General features: G+C 77.3%; 3 protein-coding genes. All 3 read right to left on the reverse strand.

Features of this window, described 5'->3' with window-relative positions:
- Nucleotides 1–13: 13 nt before the first annotated feature.
- The 3 genes from ABZ449_RS26535 to ABZ449_RS26545 are packed head-to-tail and all read right to left on the reverse strand — an operon-like array spanning nucleotide 14 to nucleotide 21,827.
- The gene (locus ABZ449_RS26535) at nucleotides 14–469 is read right to left on the reverse strand and encodes a nuclear transport factor 2 family protein (RefSeq protein ID WP_360350668.1); all 456 of its coding nucleotides are present in this window, start codon (nucleotides 467–469) and stop codon (nucleotides 14–16) included.
- Entirely contained in the window at nucleotides 466–12,060 is an 11,595-nt protein-coding gene (locus ABZ449_RS26540; RefSeq protein WP_360350671.1) for an SDR family NAD(P)-dependent oxidoreductase, read from the reverse strand. The genes ABZ449_RS26535 and ABZ449_RS26540 overlap by 4 nt, the downstream gene beginning before the upstream one ends.
- Entirely contained in the window at nucleotides 12,060–21,827 is a 9,768-nt protein-coding gene (locus tag ABZ449_RS26545) for an SDR family NAD(P)-dependent oxidoreductase (protein ID WP_360350674.1), read from the reverse strand. Before ABZ449_RS26545 ends, ABZ449_RS26540 begins: the two co-directional genes overlap by 1 nt.
- Nucleotides 21,828–21,845: the final 18 nt, after the last annotated feature.

Consider the following 21,845-nt stretch of genomic DNA (forward strand, 5'->3'; position numbering starts at 1 on the left):
CCGGAAGGGCGGGTCAGGCGTAGCGGCGTTCGCCGGTGCCGTCGAGGGGGGACCACCACTGGTCGTAGTTGGTGGCGCCGTCGCCGAAGAAGCCGGCGTGGCCCTCGACGATCAGGCCGTTCTCCCAGTGGAAGACCTGGACGCCGCGGGCGTCGAGGACGTCGTAGGGGGAGGTGCTGCCCTCCGGGGCGCCGGGGCGGACGGCGTGGACGTGGACGACGTCCATGTTCTGGTTGCCGCTGATCATCGAGGTGAGCAGTTCGACCTCGAAGTTGCCGCCGGCGGTCTCGGTGAGGGCGCGGCGGAAGGACAGGAGGGCGTCCAGACCGACGTGCCAGCCGGCTTGGAGGTGGCGGCCGGGGACGGAGAAGCGGACGTCCTCGGACCAGTACTGGGCGGCCTCGGTGCGGTCGCAGGAGATCAGTGCGACGTAGGCCTTCTCGACCAGCTCGGGGGTGACTTCGGTCATGGGGTCGGCTCCTGTTCGTTGGTCAGCGGGCGGGTGAGCCAGCTGTGGACGGCTCGGGCGGTGGGAGCGGCGTGCTCCTCGAGGAGGGAGAAGTGGTCTCCCGGGGTCTCCCGCACGGTGGCGGTACCGGCCCAGGACGTCGCCGGGGGCGTGGTGCCGGGCAGGGTGTCGGTGGCGCGCAGGAAGAGGGTGGGGGTGGTGACGGGGCCGGGGTTCCAGTCCTCGAACACCCGGAAGTAGGCGCCCATGGCGGTGAGGGAGTGCGGCTCGGCAGTCGAGTCGTCCTCCGCCCGGCGGGCGAACAGGCCGTCGGTGAAGGCGGTGGCCAGGGTGTCGTCGGTGTCGCCCTGCAGGTAGGTGTCGAGCAGGACGAGGGCCCGCGGGCCCCGGCCGGACGCTTCGAGGCGGGCGGCCACCGCGTGGGCGACCCAGCCGCCGGAGGAGTAGCCGAGCAGGGCGACCGGGGCGCCGTCGGTGTACCGCAGGACGGCCTCGGTCTGGGCGGCGACGACCGCCTCGAGGTCCGCCGGCAGCGGGTCGCCGGGTAGGAAGCCGGGCTGCGGCAGCGCCACCACTTCGCGCAGGCCGCGCAGGGCGCCGGCGAACCGGGCGAACTGGTGCGGCCCCGAGTGGGCGACGACGGCGGGCAGGCAGATCAGCGCCGGGTCGGTCGGGCCGGCCGCGAGCCGGACGGGCCGGGGTGGCGCGGGCAGCTCGGCGGGGGTGCGGAAGGCGGGCAGGAAGCGGGAGGCCGTGCGCAGGAGGCCGATCCCCTCCAGGATGCGGCCGGTGCCGCGGGCCTGCTGGAAGAGGGCGGCGAGGGCGGTGAGGGCGGCAGTGGTGTCGATGCTGCCGGTGGTGCCGGTGGTGCCGGTGGTGCCGGTGGTGCCGGTGGTGGCGGCGGCGGTGGCGGCGTCGGCGTCGGTACCGGTGTCGGTGGGAGTCGGGGTGAGGACAGGGGCGGCGGTACGGGTGGCCAGTCGGGCGCGCAGGTGGTCGACCAGGGCCGGGAGGGTGGGATGGTCGAAGGCCACGGTGGCGGCCAGGCGCAGACCGGTGGCGGCGTCGAGTCGGTTGCGCAGTTCGACGGCGGTGAGCGAGTCGAGGCCGAGTTCGGGCAGCGAGCTGTGCTCGTCGACGACCTCGGGGGACGGGAAGCCCAGGACGGCCGCGACCTCGGTGCGCACGACGGACGTCAGGTCGGTCTCCACCGTTGCGGGGGCGGTGCCGGCGATGCCGGTGGTGCCGGGGAGGCGGTGTGCGGGGTCGGTGCGGAGCGGCACGAGGACGGGGTCCGCGGCCGCGCTGGTGAGGGCGGCGTCGAGCAGGGCGAGGCCCTGGGCGGGGGTGAAGGCCCGGACACCGTTGCGGCTGAGGCGCTCCAGTTCACCGGTGCCCGCCATGCCGCCGCCGCCCTGGTCCCAGGGGCCCCAGGCCAGGGAGTGGGCGGGCAGTCCGAGGTGCCGGCGGTGGTGGGCGAGGGCGTCCAGGAAGGTGTTGGCGGCGGCGTAGTTGGCCTGGCCGGGGGCGCCGAGTACGCCGGCGGCGGAGGAGAAGAGGACGAAGGCGGCGAGGTCGTCGCCGAGCGTCAGGTCGTGCAGGTGCCAGGCGGACCGGGCCTTGGCGTGCAGGGTGCGGACGAGCCGCTCCGGGGTGAGGGCGGAGACCACGCCGTCGTCCAGGACGCCCGCGCAGTGGACGACCGCGGTGAGCGGGTGCCCGGTGGGGACGGTGGCCAGGACGCGAGCCAGGTCGGCGCGGTCGCCGACGTCACAGCCGGCCACGGTGGCCGTGGCGCCGATCCGTTCCAGTTCGGCGGCGAGGGCGGTCAGCCGGGTGTCGTCGGCGCGGCGGCCGACGAGCAGCAGGTGCCGTACGCCGTGGGCGGTCGCCAGGTGCCGGGCGGTCAGACCGCCGAGGGCGCCGGCGGCGCCGGTGATCAGGACGGTGCCCTCGGGGGCGAAGCCCAGGCTGTCGGGGTCGGCGGGGCTGTCGGGGCCGGCGGGGCCGGTGGCGGTGGCGGGAGGGGTGAGGGGCGTCAGCCGGGGGGCGTGCGCTGCGCCGTCCCGGATCGCCACCTGGGCGGCCTCGGCGGCGACGGCCGTCGGCAGCGCCTGCCAGGACGCCTCGGTGCCGTCCACGTCCACCAGGCCGAAACGGCCCGGGTGTTCGGCGGCGGCCGAGCGCAGCAGGCCCCAGAGCGGGGCGTGGGCGAGGTCGGGGACGTCCTCGGTGGGTGAGGCGGCGACGGCGCCTCGGGTGAGCACGACCAGCCGGGAGCTCTTCCACCGGGTGTCGGAGAGCCAGGCCTGGACCAGCTCCAGCGCCCGGGACACCGGGGCCGGGTCGACGGGCTGGTGCGCGTCGAGGAACGGGACCAGGACGACGGCCTCGGCGTCGTCGGGCACGGAGTCGAGGTCGGGGGCGCGCCGGTAGCTCCCGGGCGGTGGGGTGTCGGCCGGACCGAGGACCGTCCAGGTGATCGGGTCAGGGGCGCCGGGGCCGGTGGTGGCGGCAGTGGTGGGGCCGGGGGCGGCGGTGAGCGGCTCCCAGGCGAGGCGCCGCAGGGCTGCGCGGTCGGGGCCGAGGCCCAGGGCGAGGCCCGAGGCGGCGACCGGGCGGAGGGTCAGGGCCTCGACGGAGGCGACCGGGGCGCCGGTCGGGTCGGTCAGCTCGACGGCCACCGTGTCGCCGTCCGGGGTCAGTCGGACCCGCAGGGCCCGTGCGCCGGTGCGGTGCAGCCGGACGCCGCGCCAGGAGAAGGGCAGGACGGCCGGTGCGGCCGCGCCGTCCCGGGGCAGGCCGAGGGCCTGGAGGGCCGCGTCGTGCAGGGCCGGGTGGAGGGCGAAGGTGTCGGGCGTGGCGTCGAGGGCGGTGGCGGCAGTGGCGTCGGCAGTGGTGTCGGGCAGCGCGACCTCGGCGAAGAGCTCGTCCCCGGAGCGCCAGGCGGCGCGCAGGCCCTGGAAGCTCGGGCCGTATGACAGCCCGGCCTCGGCGGGGTGCCGGTACAGGTCGGTGAGGTCGACGGGCTGTGCGCCGACGGGCGGCCAGGGGGCGTCCCGGTCGGCCGGTTCCGCCGGTTCGGCCGGGACCGCCGGGTCGGCGGGGGCCAGGGTGCCGGTGGCGTGCGGGGTCCACCGCTCGTCGGCGGCCGAGGCGGCGGCCGCATCGGTGCCGGCCGCATCGGTGTCGGATGTGTCGGTGTCGGATGTGTCGTCGACGGCGCGGGCGAAGAGGCTGAAGGTCCGTCGGCCGGTCTCGTCCGGCGGCCGGACGGAGAGCCGCAGCGGCACCGCGTCGCCCTCGGGCACCGCGAGCGGGGCCTGGACCACCAGCTCCTCCACGGCGGGGCAGCCGAGTTCGCCGCCCGCGCGCAGGGCCAGCTCGACGAAGGCGGAGCCGGGCAGGACCGCCGTGCCGCCGATCCGGTGCTCGGCCAGCCAGGGCAGGGCGCGGGCGTCCAGCGTGCCGGTGAACACCGTGCCGTCGAGGCCGGGGGCGGCGATGGCGGCGGAGAGCAGCGGGTGGTGGCGGTCGTCGCCCTGCGGAGGGCCGGCCGGCAGCCAGTACCGCAGGCGCTGGAAGGCGTAGGTCGGCAACTCGACCCGGCGGGCGCCCGAACCGGCGTGGACGGCCGTCCAGTCGACGGCGACGCCCCGGACGTGCAGTTCGGCGACGGCCGTGGTGAGGGCCTGCGGCTCCGGTGTGCCGGGACGCAGCAGCGCGACCGAGGCGCGCTCCCGATCGGTCAGGCAGTCCCGGACCAGGGCGGTGAGCGTGGCGCCGGGGCCGAGTTCGACGAAGGTGGTCACACCGTCGGCCTCCAGGCGCCGGACGGCGTCCAGGAACCTGACCGGCTGCCGGAGTTGGCGTACCCAGTACTCGGGCGAGCGCAGCTCGGCGGCGGTGGCGGTCCGGCCGGTCGCACCGGAGACGACGGGCCGGGAGGGTTCCCGGAAGGTGAGGCCCTCGGCGACCCGCCGGAACTCGTCGAGCATGCCGTCCATCCGTGGGGAGTGGAAGGCGTGGCTCACCCGCAGTCGCCTGGTGCGGTGACCGGCGTCGGTCAGCCGGGCGAGCAGCTCCTCCAGGGCGTCGGCGTCGCCGGACAGCACGACCGAGGACGGGCCGTTGACGGCGGCGAGGGCGATCCGGTCGGTGAGCAGCGGCAGGACCTCCTCCTCCGGGGCGTCGACCGCGGCCATCGCCCCGCCGTCCGGCAGCGCCTGCATCAGCCGGCCGCGGGCGGCGACCAGGGCGGCGGCGTCCGGCAGGTCGAGGACGCCCGCCGCGTGGGCGGCCGCGAGTTCGCCGATGGAGTGCCCGGACAGCACGTCCGGCCGTACGCCCCAGGCGGCGAGGCGCCGCAACAGGGCCACCTGGACGGCGAACAGGGCCGGCTGGGTGTACTCGGTCCGGTCCAGGAGGGCGGCGGCCTCGGTGCCGGGCTCGGCGGCGAGGAGCTCGCCCAGCGGTCGGTCGAGCAGGGGGTCGAAGACCGCGCAGACCTCGTCCAGGACGGTGGCGAACTCGGAATCCACGGCGGCGAGTTCACGGCCCATGGCGGGCCGCTGGCTGCCCTGGCCGCTGAACAGGAAGGCCACCCGTCCGCCGTCGGCCCGCCCGGTCGGGGTGCCGGGCGCGGCGCCGTCGTCGGCGAGTCCTGCCAGGGCCGCCAGACGGCCGGCCCGGTCGGCGCCGAGGACGGCCGCGCGGTGCGGGAGGGCGGCCCGGGTGGTGGCCAGGCTGAGGGCGAGGTCGGCGTCGGGGGTGTCGGGGTGTGCGCGGAGGTGTTCGAGCAGGCGCCTGGCCTGGCCGCGCAGGGCCTGCGGGGTGCGCCCGGACAGCAGCCACGGCGCGGACGCGGGGACGACAGCGGGTGCCGGGGCAGGAGCCGGGGTCGGCCCGGTGGCGGAGGCGGCCTCGTCCGGGGCCTGTTCCAGGACGGCGTGGGCGTTGGTGCCGCTGATTCCGAAGGAGGACACCCCGGCCCGGCGGGGCTCGCCGGTGGTGGGCCAGGGGGTGGGCTCGGTCAGCAGTCGCATCCCGCCGGCGGACCAGTCCACGTGCGGGGTGGGCTCGTCGACGTGCAGGGTGCGGGGCAGGACGCCGTGCCGCATCGCCTGGACCATCTTGATCACGCCGCCGACCCCGGCGGCGGCCTGGGTGTGGCCGAGGTTGGACTTGAGCGAGCCCAGCCACAGCGGCCGGTCCGCGGTGTGCTCACGGCCGTACGTGTCGAGCAGGGCCTGGGCCTCGATCGGGTCGCCCAGGACGGTGCCGGTGCCGTGCGCCTCGACCGCGTCGACCTGTCCCGCCGTCAGTCCGGCGACGGCGAGCGCCCGGCGGATCACCCGCTGCTGGGCGGGGCCGCTGGGGGCGGTGAGGCCGTTGCTGGCGCCGTCCTGGTTGACGGCGGTGCCGCGCACCACGGCGAGCACCGGGTGGCCGTTGCGGCGGGCGTCGGAGAGCCGCTCGACCAGCAGCACGGCGACGCCCTCGGCCCAGCCGGTGCCGTCGGCGCCGGCGGCGAAGGACTTGCACCGCCCGTCCGGAGCGAGGCCGCGCTGGCGGCTGAACTCGACGAAGGGGCCGGGCGTCGCCATCACGGTGGCGCCGCCGGCCAGCGCGAGCGAGCACTCGCCGGCCCGCAGTGCCTGGGCGGCCAGGTGCAGGGCGACCAGGGACGAGGAGCAGGCGGTGTCCACGGTCACCGCGGGCCCTTCGAGGCCCAGCGTGTAGGCGACCCGGCCGGAGGCGACGCTGCCGGCGGTCCCTGCGCCGAGGTAGCCCTCGACGCCCTCGGGGGTGCGCTGCGCCCAGGAGCCGTAGTCGTGGTACATCACGCCGGTGAAGACCCCGGTGTCGCTGCCGCGCATCGCCAGGGGGTCCAGGCCGGCCCGCTCGAACACCTCCCAGGAGACTTCGAGCAGCAGCCGCTGCTGCGGGTCCATGGCGAGGGCCTCGCGCGGGCTGATGCCGAAGAACCCGGCGTCGAAGTCGGCGACGTCGGCCAGGAAGCCGCCGCGGCGGGTGTAGAAGGAGCCGCGCCGGCCGGGCTCGGGGTGGTACAGCCCGTCGATGTCCCAGCCGCGGTCGCGGGGCATGTCGCCGGTGGCGTCCCGGTCGGCCAGGACGAGCTGCCACAGCTCCTCGGGGGAGGTCACTCCGCCGGGGTAGCGGCAGGCCATGCCGACGATCGCGATCGGCTCGTCGGCGAGGCGGGCGGCGGTGCCCGCGGCGATGCCGGGGGTTGCCTGCTCGGCGGCGCCGAGGAGCAGGTCGCGCAGCCGTACGGCGAGGGCGCCGGGGGTGGGGTGGTCGAACACGGTGGTGGTCGGCAGCCGCAGCTCGGTGGCGGCGCCGAGGCGGTTGCGCAGGTCGACGGCCGCGAGCGAGTCGAAGCCGAGCTCGGAGAACGCGCGGTCGTCGGGGACGTCCTGCGGGCTCCGGTAGCCGAGGACGGCGGCGGTCTCGGCGCGGACCAGCTCGGTCAGTTCGCGCAGCCGCTCGGCCGCGGGCAGGGCGGCGAGCCGCTGGGCGAGGCCGGTCGGGGCGGGGCGTGCCGAGGAGGCCGCGCGGCGCCGCCGGCGCCGGGGGCGGGCCAGGGCGCGCAGCAGCGGCGGCACGGTGTCGCCGTCGAGGCCGTGCGGGGCCAGGTGGAGCGGCGCGGCCAGCGGCTCGGTGCCGGCGAGGGCGGCGTCGAACAGGGCCAGCCCCTCGGCGGCGGGGATGGGCCGCATGCCGAGGGCGGCGAGCCGGCGGCGGGAGGCGTCGTCGACGCCCGTGACCATGCCGGAGGCGCCCTCCCACAGGCCCCAGGCCAGTGACAGGGCGGGCAGTCCGGCGGCGGCCCGGTGCTGGGCGAGGGCGTCCAGGAAGCCGTTGGCGGCGGCGTAGTTGGCCTGTCCGGGGGCGCCGAGGAGGCCGGCGGCGGAGGAGAACAGGACGAAGGCGGCGAGGTTCTGATGCTTCGTCAGTTCGTGGAGGTGCCAGGCGCCGTCGGCCTTGGGGCGGAGGACGGCGTCGAGGTGTTCGGGGGTGAGGGTGGTGAGGGTGGCGTCGTCGAGGACGCCGGCGGCGTGGACGACGGCGGTGAGGGGGTGGTCGGTGGGGACGGTGGTGAGGAGGGTGGCGAGGGCGTCGGGGTCGGCGGTGTCGCAGGCGGTGACGGTGACATGGGCGCCGGTGGCGCGCAGGTCGCTGGCGAGTTGTCCGGCGCCGGGGGCGTTCGGTCCGCTGCGGCTGGTGAGCAGGAGGTGGCGTACGCCGTGGGTGGTGACGAGGTGGCGGGCGAGCAGTGCGCCGAGGGAGCCGGTGCCACCGGTGATCAGTACGGTGCCCTCCGGATCCAGCCCGGGCGCGGGCCGGTCGGGGGCGGCGTCGGAGACGGCCTCGGGGGCGGGTGCCAGCCGGGGGATCAGCAGCCGGCCCCGGCGCAGGGCGACGCTCGGCTCCTGGGCGCCGAGCGCCCGGGCGAGGTCCGCGGGCCAGTCGTCCGGTGCGTCGGTGTCCACGAGGACGATCCGGCCCGGGTGTTCCGACTGGGCGGAGCGCAGCAGGCCCCGGTCGGCGGCGCGCGGCAGGTCGTGGACGTCCTCCTCCGGCCCGACGGCCACCGCGCCGCCGGTGACGACGACGAGGCGGGTGTCGGCGAACCGGTCGTCGGCGAGCCAGGCCTGCACGAGGCCGAGGGTCCGGGCGGTGGACTCGGCCGCCGCGCGGTCGGGCCGGCGCTCGGTCGGGGCGTCGAGGAGCGGGAGCACCAGGGTGTCGGGCGGTGGCGCGGTGGAGCCGAGGGCGTCGGTGAGCAGTCCGGTCCGGCCCGGTGTCGCGAGGTCGTGCGGCTGCGGATCCGTCCAGATCAGGTGGAGCAGCGGTTCGCGCGCGGTGGCCCCGGTGGTGGCGAGCCGGCCGGCGGGCCGCAGCAGCAGCGACTCCACGGTGAGGACGGGCCGGCCGGAGGCGTCGTCGGCCTCCAGGGCGACCGCGCCCGGCCCGGCCGGGGTGAGCCGGACCCGCAGGGTGGTGGCGCCGACGCCGTGCAGGGCGACGCCGCGCCAGTCGAACGGCAGGCTCGCGCTCTCCGGGGCGCCGGGGAGCGTGCCGAGGCCCAAGGCGTGCAGCGCGGCGTCGAGGAGGGCGGGGTGCAGCCCGTAGGCGCCGGCCGCGCCGTCCTGCTCGGCGTCCAGGACGACCTCGGCGAACAGCTCGTCGTCCCGCCGCCAGGCGGCCCGCAGCCCCTGGAAGGCCGGGCCGTAGCGCAGTCCCTCGGCGGCGAGGCGCTGGTACAGGCCCTCCATCTCGAGGGCTTCGGCGCCGGTCGGGGGCCAGGTGGTGAGCGGGGAGCGGGAGTCGAGCGGGGAGCGGGTGGCCGGGGAGCCGGCCGACACCGATCCGGAGGCGTGCCTGGTCCAGGGCCGCCCGGGCAGGGCGTCCTCCTCGCGGGCGTACACCTCGGCCGCGCGGCGGCCGGCCCGGTCGGGCGCGCCGAGGCGGATCTGCAAGGTGACGGCGCCCTGCGCCGGGACGACCAGCGGTGCGGTGAGGGTGAGTTCGTCGAGGTGGTCGCAGTCCGCCTGTTCGCCGGCCCGCAGGGCGAGTTCGACGAAGGCGGTGCCGGGCAGCAGGACGGCGTCGCCGACGGTGTGGTCGGCCAGCCACGGCTGGGTCCGCAGATCCAGCCGTCCGGTGAACAGGAACTCCTCGGAGTCGGCGACGACGATGCTGGCGCCGAGCAGCGGGTGGTCGGGGAAGCCGAGTCCGGCCGGGGTGACGTCGAGTCGGTTCCCGGCCGGGGCCTCCAGCCAGTGCCGTTCCCGCTGGAAGGCGTAGGTCGGCAGGTCGACCCGGCGGGCGCCGCCGTCCCGGTGGTACGCCGGCCGATCGATCGCGGTGCCGCGCGCGTGCAGCCGGCCGAGGGCGGTGGTGACCTCGACGGCCTGGTCGCGGTCCGCGCGCTGGGCGGGGACGGCGGCGGAGCCGGCCTCGGTGAAGCAGGCCTCCGCCATGGGCGTGAGGGCGGCCTCCGGGCCGAGTTCGAGGAAGGTGCGGGTGCCCTGGGCCTCCAGGTGCCGGACGGCGTCGGCGAACCGGACGGGCCGGCGCGCGTTGCGCACCCAGTACTCGGGGGTGCGGAGCTCGGCCCCGGTGGCGGGCTCGCCGGTGACGGTGGAGACGAAGCCGATCCGGGGCGGCCGCGGCTCCAGGCCGGCGGCGATCTGCCGGAACTCGGCCAGCATCGGGTCCACCCGGGCCGAGTGGGAGGCGTAACTGACGTTCAGCCGACGCGTCTTGCGGCCGAGGGCGGTGAAGTGCGCGGCGAGGGCGAGGACGGGCTGCTCGTCGCCGGAGAGGACCACCGCGTCCGCGCTGTTGATCGCGGCGATCTCGGCGCCGGCGGTGAGCAGCGGGCGGACCTCCTCCTCCGACGCGGCGACCGCGACCATCGCCCCGCCCGGGGCCAGCGCCTGGGTGAGCCGGCCGCGGGCGGCGACCAGGGCGGCGGCGTCCGGCAGGTCGAGGACGCCCGCGACGTGGGCGGCCGCGAGTTCGCCGCCCGAGTGGCCGAGGACGTGGTCGGGCCGCACGCCCCAGGAGGCGAACAGCCGGAACAGCGCCACCTCGACGGCGAACAGCGCGGGCTGGGCGTAGGCCTGGCCGGCGAGCGGCGAGGGCCCGCCGGTGGGGGCGTCGAAGACCGCCGGGCGCAGCGGGGTGGGCAGGTGCCGGTCCAGTTCGGCGCAGACGGCGTCGAAGGCCTCCGCGAAGGCCGGGAAGGAATCGTACAACTCCCGTCCCATACCCGGGCGTTGGCTTCCTCCGCCGGTGAACATGACGGCCAGGCCGCCGGTACCGGCCCGCTCGTGCAGCACAGCGGCGGTGGGACGTCCGGCGGCGAAGGCGTCCAGGTCGTGCAGCAGCGAATCCCGCTCACGACCGACCAGGACGGCGCGGTGGTCCAGTGCGGCGCGGGTGGTGAGCAGGGCGTGGCCGACGTCGGTCGGGCCCGGCGCGGGGTCGCGGCGCAGGTGGGCGGCGAGCCGGCCGGCCTGGGCGCGCAGCGCGGGTTCGGTGGCGGCGCTCAGCGTCCACAGGGCGGTGGGCGCGGTGGCGGCCCCGGCGGCCCCGGCGGTCGCAAGGCCGTCGGCGGGCGGGGCTTCGGCGGGCGGGGCTTCGGCGGCCGTCGCCGGTTGCCGCTCGGGCGCGGGCGGCTCCTCGATGACGGCGTGGGCGTTGGTGCCGCTGAAGCCGAAGGAGGAGACCCCGGCCCGGCGCGGGGTCTCGCGGCGCGGCCACGGCTGCGGCTCGGTGAGCAGTTCCACGGCCCCGGCGGACCAGTCGACGTGCGGGGTGGGCTCGTCGACGTGCAGGGTGCGGGGCAGTTCGCCGTGCCGCATCGCCTGGATCATCTTGATCACGCCGCCGACCCCGGCGGCGGCCTGGGTGTGGCCCAGGTTGGACTTGAGCGAGCCGAGCCGCAGCGGGCGGTCGGCGGCGCGGCCCCGGCCGTAGACGGCGAGTAGGGCCTGGGCCTCGATCGGGTCGCCGAGGCGGGTGCCGGTGCCGTGGGCCTCGACCGCGTCCACGTCGGCGGGGGTGAGGCCGGCGTCGGCGAGGGCCTGGCGGATCACCCGCTGCTGGGCGGGGCCGTTGGGGGCGGTGAGGCCGTTGCTGGCGCCGTCCTGGTTGACGGCGGTGCCGCGCACCACGGCGAGCACGGGGTGGCCGTTGGCGCGGGCGTCGGAGAGCCGCTCCAGCAGGAGCATGCCGACGCCCTCGGCCCAGCCGGTGCCGTCGGCCGCGGCCGCGAAGGACTTGCAGCGGCCGTCCGAGGACAGGCCCTCCTGGCGGCTGAAGTCGACGAACGGCAGGGGCGAGGCCATCACGGTGGCGCCCCCGGCCAGCGCGAGCGAGCAGTCGCCGGCCCGCAGTGCCTGGGCGGCCAGGTGCAGGGCGACCAGCGAGGAGGAGCAGGCGGTGTCGATGGTGACGGCCGGGCCCTCCAGGCCGAAGGTGTAGGCGACCCGGCCGGAGGCGATGCTGCCCGCGCTGCCGGTGCCGAGGTAGCCCATGACGTCCTCGGGCAACTCGCGCAGCCGGGCCGCGTAGTCGTGGTACATGATCCCGGCGTAGACGCCGGTCCGGCTGCCGCGCAGGGTGGCCGGGTCGATGCCGGCGTGCTCGAAGACCTCCCAGGAGGTCTCCAGCAGGAGGCGCTGCTGGGGGTCCATCGCGGTCGCCTCGCGCGGGCTGATGCCGAACGGCGCCGGGTCGAAGTCGGCGACGTCGTAGAGGAATCCGCCCGCGTGCGCGGTGCTGGTGCCGGCCGCGTCGTCCGGTCCGCGCAGGGCGTCGAGGTCCCAGTCGCGGTCGGTGGGGAAGGCGGAGACGGCGTCCCGTCCCTGGGCGACGAGCTGCCAGAGCTCGTCCGGCGTGCGGACGCCGCCCGGGTAGCGGCAGGCCATGCCGATGACGGCGATGGGCTCGTGGGCCGCCTCCTCGTTCTCGCGCAGCTTCCTGCGGGTCTGCCGCAGCTCGGCGGTGAGCCGCTTGAGCGAGTCCAGGACCTTCTCGTCGGTGCCCGTCATCAGGCGTCCCCCAGTTCGTCGTCGATGATGGCGAGCATTGCGGCGATGTCGGCGGCGTCGAGGTCGCCACCGTCCTCGTCCGGGTCTTCGCCGGGTGCGGGCGCGGCCCGGTCGGCGGTGGCCTGCTCCCAGGCGGCGAGCAGGGCCTTGAGGCGCAGCCGGACCTGCTCGGCGGCCTCCGGGTCCCCGGCGAGGCCCGGGACCGACTCGCGCAGCCGGTCGAGGTCCGCGAGGGCGGCCTCGGCGGGGCTCGGTGCGGCGGGGACGAGGACGTCCCTGAGGTGCGCGGCGAGCCCGGCGGGCGTCGGGTGGTCGAAGACCGCGGTGGCGGGCAGGCGCACGCCGGTGGCGGCGTCGAGCCGGCCGCGGATCTCCACGGCGGCGAGGGAGTCCAGTCCGGATTCGGTGAACGGCCGGTCCGGGGCGACGGCGCGCGGCGAGCTGTGGCCGAGCACCGTCGCGGTCTGGGTGAGCACGAGGTCGAGCAGCAGGCTCTCGCGCTCGGCGTCGTCCAGCGGGAGCAGCCGCTCGGCGAGCGAGGCGGCGGTCTGCCGGGCGGGGGCGCCGGTGGCGGTGCCGGAGGCGGCGGTGCGGGCGCGGGCGGGGCGCACCAGGCCGCGCAGGACCGGCGGGAAGTCCGGGTCGCCGGCGCGGGTCTGGAGCAGCGGCAGGTCGAACCGGGCCGGGACGAGCAGGGGTTCGGGCCGCCCGAGGGCGGCGTCGAACAGGGCCAGGCCGGTGTCGGAGGCGATCGCCCCGAACCCGGAGCGGATGATGCGCCCGCGTTCGGCCTCGGTCAGGCCGCCGGCCATTCCGCCGTCGGTCTGGTCCCACAGGCCCCAGGCCAGTGACAGGGCGGGCAGTCCGGCGGCGGCCCGGTGCTGGGCGAGTCCGTCCAGGAAGCCGTTGGCGGCGGCGTAGGCGCCCTGTCCGGCGGAGCCGATGACCCCCGAAGCGGAGGAGAACAGGACGAAGGCGGCGAGGTGCTGATGCTTCGTCAGTTCGTGGAGATGCCAGGCGCCGTCGGCCTTGGGGCCCAGGGTGCGGTGGAGGTGTTCGGGGGTGAGGGTGGTGAGGGTGGCGTCGTCGAGGACGCCGGCGGCGTGGACGACGGCGGTGAGGGGGTGGTCGGTGGGGACATCGGCGAGGAGGGTGGCGAGGGCGTCGGGGTCGGCGGTGTCGCAGGCGGTGACGGTGACGTGGGCGCCGGTGGCGCGCAGGTCGGTGGCGAGTTGTTCGGCGCCGGGGGCGTTCGGTCCGCTGCGGCTGGTGAGCAGGAGGTGGCGTACGCCGTGGGTGGTGACGAGGTGGCGGGCGAGCAGTGCGCCGAGGGAGCCGGTGCCACCGGTGATCAGTACGGTGCCCTCCGGATCCAGTCCGGCGGGCTCGGCCGGGGCGTCCACCCTGGCGAGCCGGGGGAGGAACGTCGCGCCGGCGCGCAGGGCCAGTTGGGACTCGCCGGTGGCCAGGGCGGCGGGCAGGGCGTGCCAGGAGGAGTCCTCGTCGTCGAGGTCCGCCAGCACGATCCGGTCGGGGTACTCCGCCTGGGCCGCGCGGGCCAGGCCCCAGACGGCGGACTGCGCCGGATCGACGGGCCGCTCCGGCGAGGCGGGCTCCCCGGCCGGGGCGCAGCCGGCGGCGTTCCGGGTGAGCAGGGCCAGCCGGCCCCGGGCGGAACCGCCGTCGGCCAGCCAGGAGCGCACCGCGGCGAGCGACCGTTCCACCGCCGCCAGGGTGGCGGCCGGGCCGGTGGCGCCGTCGGCGGTGACCGGGACGAGGGTGACATCGGCGTCCCCGGTGTTCCCGGCGTCCCCGTCGCCCCCGTCGCCTCCGTCGCCTCCGTCGGCGAGGAGCCCGGCGAGCGGGGCCGGTGCGGCGCCGTCACCGAGCCAGCGGAGCGTGACCGGCTCCGCCCCGGCGGACGCGCCCGGCACCCAGTCGATCCGGTAGAGCGCTCCCGCCGCGTCGGCCTGCCGGGCGTCGAGGTCCCGCGCGTCCGCCCGCCGGGCGGCCAGCCGTTCGACGTCCACCACCGGCTCGCCCCGGCCGTCGGCGATCGCCATGGTGACGGCCTCCGGCCCGGCCGGTGCGATCCGCACCCGCAGCCGGGTGGACCCGGCGGCGTGCACCCGCACGCCCGACCAGGAGAACGGCACCGCCGCGCCCGTGCCGGAACCCAGGCCGTCCATCGCGGCCGGGTGCTGGGCGGCGTCCCACAGTGCCGGGTGCAGGGCGAAGGCCTGCGGGTCGGCGCCGTCCGGCAGCGCCACCTCGGCGAACAGCGTGTCGCCCTCGCGCCAGGCGGCGCGGACGCCCCGGAACAGCGGGCCGTAGGCCACCCCCTGGGCGGCGAAGGCCTCGTACAGGCCGTCCACCGGGACGGGCTCGGCTCCGGCGGGCGGCCAGGCGCGCAGGTCGTGGCCCGCCGGGGCCGGCTCGTCCGCGGCCAGGACGCCGCTCGCGTGCAGGGTCCACGGCGCCGTGCCGGTGGCGTCGTACAGGCGGGCGTAGAGCCGCAGGTCGCGGCCGCCGGAGGTGTCGGAGGGGTCGGATTCCTCGACCAGCAGCTGGAGTTCGGCCTCATCCTGCGTGCCGAGGACGAGCGGCGCGTGCAGGGTCAGCTCCCGGACCTGCGGGCAGCCCGCGGCCTCGGCGGCCTGCGCCGCCAGCTCGACGTAGAGGGTGCCGGGCACCACGGTGGCGTCGAACAGCCGGTGCTCGGCGAGCCAGGGCGCCGTCTCCTCGGAGAGCCGGCCGGTGCCCACCAGGCGGTCGCTGTCGCCCAGTCGCACCAGGGCGTCGAGCACCGGGTGCCCGCCGCCGCGCGGACCGCGCCGGGGGGCGAAGCCGCGCTGCGGCCAGTAGCGGGTGTGCTGGAAGGCGTACGTCGGCAGCTCCACCGTGCGCGCGCCGCGCCCGGCGAACACCGCCCGCCAGTCCACCGGGATGCCCTGGACGTGCAGTTCGGCGGCGGCGAGCAGCAGCGCCGCCTCCTGCGGCCGGTCGCGGCGCTGCGCCGGAACGACGGTGCCCCGGCGGGCCAGGCTCTCGGCGGCCATCGAGCTGAGCGCGCCCTGCGGCCCCACCTCGACGAACAGCTCGGCGCCCGCCTCGGCCAGGCCGAGCACGGCGTCGTGGAAGAGCACGGCGTCCCGGACGTGGCGGACCCAGTGGTCGGCCGAGGCCGGTTCCCCGGCGGTCACCGGCCGGCCGGTGAGGGCGGAGACCAGCGGAATGCGCGGGGCGCGGTAGGTCAGCTTCCGCGCGACCCGCTCGAACTCGGCGAGCATCGGGTCCATCAGCGGGGAGTGGAAGGCGTGGCTGACCCGCAGCCAGGACACCCGGCTCCCGCGTCCGCGCAGCACCTCGACCACCTCGGCCACCGCCGCGTGCTCGCCGGACAGGACGCTCGCCCGCGGGCCGTTGACCGCGGCGACCGCGACCACGCCGTCCCGGCCGGAGAGCAGGTCGGCGAGCTCGGCCGGCGCCGCCTCGACCGCGGCCATCGCCCCGCCGGCCGGCAGCGCCTGCATCAACCGGCCCCGGGCGGCGACCAGTTCGGCCGCGTCGGCGAGCGAGAGCACGCCCGCCACGTGGGCGGCCGCGAGCTCCCCGACCGAGTGCCCGGCCAGCTGGTCCGGGACGACTCCCCAGGACTCCAGCAGCCGGAACAGCGCCACCTCGAAGGCGAACAGCGCGGGCTGCGCGTACGCCGTCCGGTCGATCAGCTCCCGGGCCCGCTCGTCCCCCGGCTCGGCGAGGACGACCTCGCGCAGCGGGCGCTGCGCCCCCGGGTCCAGGTGCGGTTCGAGGGCGGCGCAGACCGCGTCGAAGGCCTCGGCGAAGACCGGGTACCCCTGGTGCAGGTCGCGCCCCATGCCGACGGACTGGCTGCCCTGGCCGGCGAACAGGAACGCCGTCCGCCGCCCGTCGCCGGCCTGCCCCTGCACCACCCCGGCGGTGTCCCGGCCCTCGTGCAGCGCGGTGAGCGCGGCCAGCGCCCGCGGACGGTCCTCGGCCAGGACGACGGCGCGGTGCCGCAACGCGGCGCGGGTGGTGGCGAGCGACCAGGCCACGTCCAGCGGGCCGGCCTCCGGGTGCGCCGTCAGGTGCTCGGCCAGCCGCAGCGCCTGGTCGCGCAGGGCCTCGGGGCTCCTGGCGGACAGCGTCCAGGGCACCACCCGGTGGTCCGGCGCGGCGGGCGGGGTGTCGGGCGAGGCAGGCGGGGTGTCCGGCTCGACGGCCGGCGGCTCCTCGATGACGACGTGCGCGTTGGTGCCGCTGATCCCGAAGGAGGACACCCCGCCGCGCCGGGGGCGGGCGGTGCGCGGCCACGCGTGGGCCTCGTCGAGCAGGTGCACCGCCCCGCTCGACCAGTCGACGTGCGGGGTCGGCTCGGTCAGGTGCAGGGTCTTCGGCAGCCGTTCGTGCCGCAGCGCCTCGACCAGCTTGATGATGCCCGCGAGGCCTGAAGCGGCCTGGGTGTGGCCGAGGTTGGACTTGAGCGAGCCCAGCAGCAGCGGCCGTTCGGCCGCCCGCCGGGCGCCGTACGTGGCGAGCAGGGCCTGGGCCTCGATCGGGTCGCCGAGGCGGGTGCCGGTGCCGTGGGCCTCCACCGCGTCCACGTCGTCGGGAGTCAGCCCGGCGTCGGCGAGGGCGCGGCGGATCACCCGCTCCTGGGCCGGGCCGTTGGGCGCGGTCAGGCCGTTGCTGGCGCCGTCGGAGTTGATGGCGGAGCCGCGCACGACGGCCAGCACCCGGTGGCCCTTGCGCCGGGCGTCGGACAGCCGCTCCACCAGCAGGACGGCCACGCCCTCGCTCCAGCTGGTGCCGTCCGCGTCGGCGGAGAAGGAGCGGCACCGGCCGCTGGGGGAGAGCACCCGCTGCCGGTTGAACTCGGTGAACAGCAGCGGACTGGTCATCAGGGTGACACCGCCCACCAGCGCCAGATCGCAGTCCCCGCGCCGCAGGGCCTGGCCGGCCCAGTGCAGCGCCACCAGGGAGGAGGAACAGGCGGTGTCGACGGTGACGGCCGGCCCGCCGAAGCCGAAGGCGTACGCCAGGCGCCCGGACAGCACGCTGGCGGTGTTGCCCGTGCCGATGTACCCCTCCAGGTCGTCCTTGCCGGTGGCCAGCACCCGGGGGTAGTCCTGGCCGTTGGTGCCGACGAAGACGCCGACCGGGCCGCCGGCGGCGGTCGCCACCGGGTCGATGCCGCCCCGCTCGAACGCCTCCCAGGAGGTCTCCAGCAGCAGGCGCTGCTGCGGGTCCATGGCGAGGGCCTCGCGCGGGGAGATCCCGAAGAAGGCCGCGTCGAAGTCGGCGACGGTGTCGATGAAGCCGCCCTGGCGGGCGTAGGTGGTGCCGGGCCGGTCGGGGTCGGGGTGGTAGAGACCGGCGAAGTCCCAGCCGCGGTCGGTGGGGAAGTCGCCGATGACGTCCGCCCCGGAGTCCAGGACCTCCCAGAGCTGCTCCGGGGAGCGGACGTCGCCGGGGAAGCGGCAGGCCATCGCGACGATCGCGAGCGGTTCGGCGGGGTCGCCGGCGGGCCTCGACGGGGTGTCGGCGCCCTCGCCGGTCGCCGCGCCGGTGAGGGCGAGGACGTGGTCGACGACGGCCCGGGGGGTGGGGTGGTCGAACACCAGGGTCGTGGTGAGCCGCAGCCCGGTCGCCGCGCCCAGCCGGTTGCGCAGCTGGACGGCGGTGAGCGAGTCGAGTCCGAGTTCCTGGAAGCGCTGGTCGGTGCCGATGGCCCGGGCGTCGGCGTGGCCGAGCACGGCGGCGATCTCGGTGCGCACCAGGTCGAGCAGGTACTCCCGGCGGGCGGCCGGTTCGAGGGCCGGCAGGGTGCTGTCGGGGGCCGGGGGGGGGGGGGGGGCGGGCCGCTCGGGCCGCGCGGCGGCGGGCAGGGTGAGCACCGCCTGGCCCGCGTGCCGGGCCCGGCCCAGGTGCTCGAAGGCCTCGGCGGCCTGCTGGACGTCCCAGTCGGGGACGGCGGGCGCGGGCAGCGTGCCGTCCGCGAACAGCGCCGCCAGCTCGCCGAGGACGGCCCGCAGGCGGTCCGGGCCGGCGTCCGCGAGGTCGGCGACCAGGTAGCGCACGCCCGGGTGGTCGGCGGCGACCTGCCCGGGGTCGCGCCGGTCGGTCCGTCCGGTCTCCACGAACCGGCCGCCGTGCGGCAGCAGCCGCAGGGAGGCGTCGGTGAACTCCCCGGCGAGGCAGTTCAGGACGACGTCGGCGCCGCGTCCGCCGGTGGCGGCGAGCAGCTGCGGCGCGAAGCCGGGAGCGGCCGAGGAGGCGAGGCGCTCCTCCGGCAGGCCCAGTGCCCGCAGAGCCTCGCGGTGCTCGGGAAGGTCGGTGGCGAGGACGCTCGCGCCCAGGTGGCGGGCCAGGTGGACGGCGGCCAGGCCGGCGCCGCCGCTCGCGGCGTGCACCAGGACCGTCTCGCCGGACCGGAGCCCGGCGAGCCCGACCAGGGCGTGGTGGGCGGTCAGGTGGGCGAGCGGCGCGGCGGCGCCCTGCGCGAAGGTCCAGTCGGCCGGGAGGGCGCAGGTCAACCGGTGGTCGGTGACCGCGACCGGGCCGGCGGCGCCGGCCGGGAACAGGCCCATCACCCGGTCGCCCGCGGCGAGTCCGCCGACCTCGGCGCCGACCTCCAGGACCACGCCCGCGGCCTCCAGCCCCAGCCCGCCGCCGGTCTCGCCGTGCAGGGCCAGGCCCAGTCCGACCAGGACGTCCCCGAAGTGCAGGCCGACGGCGCGGACGGCGACCCTGATCTCGCCCGGTCCGAGCGGGAGGTCCGCCTCGGGGGCCGGCACCGGGGCGAGGGTGCCGAGGTCGCCGGGCTCGGTGACGGCGAGCCGCCAGGCCGCCTCGGGCCCGCCGGGGGCCGCCGCGTCGGACGGTGCGCCGGCCGGGGCGGGTTCGTCGGCGGGCAGCCAGTAGCGGCTGCGCCGGAAGGCGTAGGTGGGAAGGTCGACGCGCCGCGCCGGGCCGAAGTAGCGGTCGGCGTCCAGCCGGGCGCCGCCCGCCACCGCCTCGGCGACCGCTTCGGCGAACCGGTCCGGTGTCCCGTGGTCGCGGTGCAGCGAGGCGACGACGACGGCCTCGGTGCCGGCCTCCTCGACGGTCTCCTGCAGGGCCTGGGTGAGCACGGGGTGCGGACCGCACTCGATGAACAGGTCGAAGCCGTCCGCCAGCATGGCGCGGGTGGCCCGCTCGAACTCCACCGGCTGTCGCAGGCTGCGGTACCAGAACCCGGCGTCCTGGGCACCCGGTTCGAGCAGCCCGCCGGTGGCCGGCGAGTACATCGGGATCCTGGGCGGGTGTGCGGTCACCGTGCCCAGCAGGGAGGTGAGTTCGTCCCGGACGGACTCCACCTGCGGGGTGTGCGAGGCGTAGTCCAGCGGGATGCGCCGGGCCCAGACTCCGTCGGCCTCGCAGCGCGCCCGCAGCTCCTCCACCGACCGGTTCGGGCCCGCGACCACCACCGAGCGCGGGCCGTTGATCACCGCGATGGTCAACTCGCCCTGCCATTCGGCAAGTTGCTCGCGGACCTCGGCGGGCGTGGCGGACATCGCGAGCATCCCGCCGTCGAGGCCGCCGAGCGACACCAGGGCCCGGGCACGCAGCGCCACCACCCGGGCCGCGTCCGGCAGCGACAGCGCGCCGCTGACGGCGGCGGCCGCGATCTCGCCCTGGGAGTGGCCCAGCACCCCGGACACCTCGACTCCGCAGGACTCCCAGAGCGCGGCCATGGACACCATCACCGCCCAGAGCGCCGGTTGGGCGACGTCGGTGCGCTGCGGCGCCGGCGCGCCGGGGACGCCGCGCAGCACGTCGGTGAGCGACCAGTCCACGTACGGGGCGAGCGCCTCGGCGCACTCCGCCAGGCGGCGGGCGAACACCGGTGAGGAGTCGAGCAGTTCGGCGGCCATGCCGACCCACTGGCTGCCGGCGCCGGGGAAGACCAGGGCGGTCCGGCCGGAGCCGGCCAGCGACCGGGCGACCCGGGCGGCGGGCGTGCCGGCCGCCAGGGCGTCCAGCCCGGCGAGGAGTTCGGAGCGGTCCCGGCCGGTCACGGCGGCCCGGTGGGCGAAGCCGGTCCGGGTGCGCAGCAGCGACCAGCCGACGCTGCCGGGGTCCAGCCCGGGCTCGGCGCGCAGGTGCGCGGCCAGTCGCTCGGCCTGGGCGGGCAGGACCTCGGCGCTGCGGGCGGACAGCAGCCACAGCGGCGGGAGGCCGGAGGGCTCGGCGGCGGCCGGCTGTGCGGTGGCGGGTTCGGCGGCGGAGGGTTCCGTGGCGGCCGGTGCGGGCGTTTCGGCGGAAGCGGGTGCGGGCGGCTCCGCGGAAGCGGCCTCCTCGGCAGGGGCGTCCGGGGCCTGTTCGAGCAGGACGTGCGCATTGGTGCCGCTGATGCCGAAGGCGGAGACGCCGGCCCGGCGCGGCTCGTCGGAGTCGGGCCAGGGACGGGCCTCGGTGAGCAGTTCCAGCGGACCGTCCGACCAGTCCACGTGCGGCGACGGCCGTTCCGCGTGCAGGGTGCGCGGCAGGACGCCGTGGCGCATCGCCATCACCGTCTTGATCACCCCGGCGACGCCCGCCGCGGCCTGGGTGTGCCCCAGGTTGGACTTGAGCGAGCCCAGCCAGAGCGGCCGGTCGGCCGCGCGGTCCTCCCGGAACACCGCCTGCAGCGCCTGGGCCTCGATCGGGTCGCCGAGGGTGGTGCCGGTGCCGTGCGCCTCGATCGCGTCGATCTGGGCGGGCCGCAGCCGGGCGTTGTCCAGCGCCTGCCGGATGACCCGCTGCTGGGCGGGCCCGTTGGGGGCGGTCAGCGCGCCGCTGGCGCCGTCCTGGTTGACCGCGCTGCCGCGGATCAGGGCGAGTACCGGGTGGCCGTTGGCGCGGGCGACGGAGAGCCGTTCGAGCAGCAGCAGTCCGGCGCCCTCCGACCAGCCGGTGCCGTCCGCGTCCGCCCCGAAGGCCTTGCACCGGCCGTCCGGCGACAGGCCGCGCTGGCGGCTGAACCCGACGAAGGTGGCCGGCGTCGCCATCAGCGACACCCCGCCGGCGAGCGCGAGGTCGCAGTCGCCCTGGCGCAGTGCCTGGGCGGCCAGGTGCAGGGCGACCAGCGAGGAGGAGCAGGCGGTGTCGATGGTGACGGCCGGGCCCTCCAGGCCGAAGGTGTACGCGACCCGGCCGGAGGCGACGCTGCCCGCGCTGCCGGTGCCGAGGTACCCCTCGGTGTCCTCGTCCGGCCGGCGGACGCGGCTGCCGTAGTCATTGTACATCACCCCGGCGAAGACACCGGTCCGGCTGCCGCGCAGCCGCTCGGCGGGCAGCCCGGCCCGCTCGAAGGCCTCCCAGGCGACCTCCAGCAGCAGGCGCTGCTGCGGGTCCATGGCCAGGGCCTCGCGCGGACTGATCCCGAAGAAGGCGGGGTCGAAGTCCGCGTAGCCGTCGACGAATCCGCCGTGCCGGGTGGTGGAGGTGCCGGCGTGGTCCGGATCCGGGTGGTAGAGCGCGTCGAGGTCCCAGCCGCGGTCCGTGGGGAAGCCGGCGACGGCGTCGGTGCCGTCGGCCACCAGCCGCCACAGCTCCTCGGGCGAGTGGACGCCGCCGGGCAGCCGACAGCTCATCGCCACGACGGCGATGGGCTCGTGGGTCGCCTCCTCGATCTCGTCCAGGCGCCGGCGGGTCTGTCGCAGGTCGCCGGCCATCCACCGGAGGTAGTCGACGAGCTTCTCGTCCTTCTCGTCGTCGGCCATCGGAACCTCATTCGTTGT

It is taken from the genome of Kitasatospora sp. NPDC005856, from assembly GCF_040629945.1.
Taxonomy (GTDB): Bacteria; Actinomycetota; Actinomycetes; order Streptomycetales; family Streptomycetaceae; genus Kitasatospora.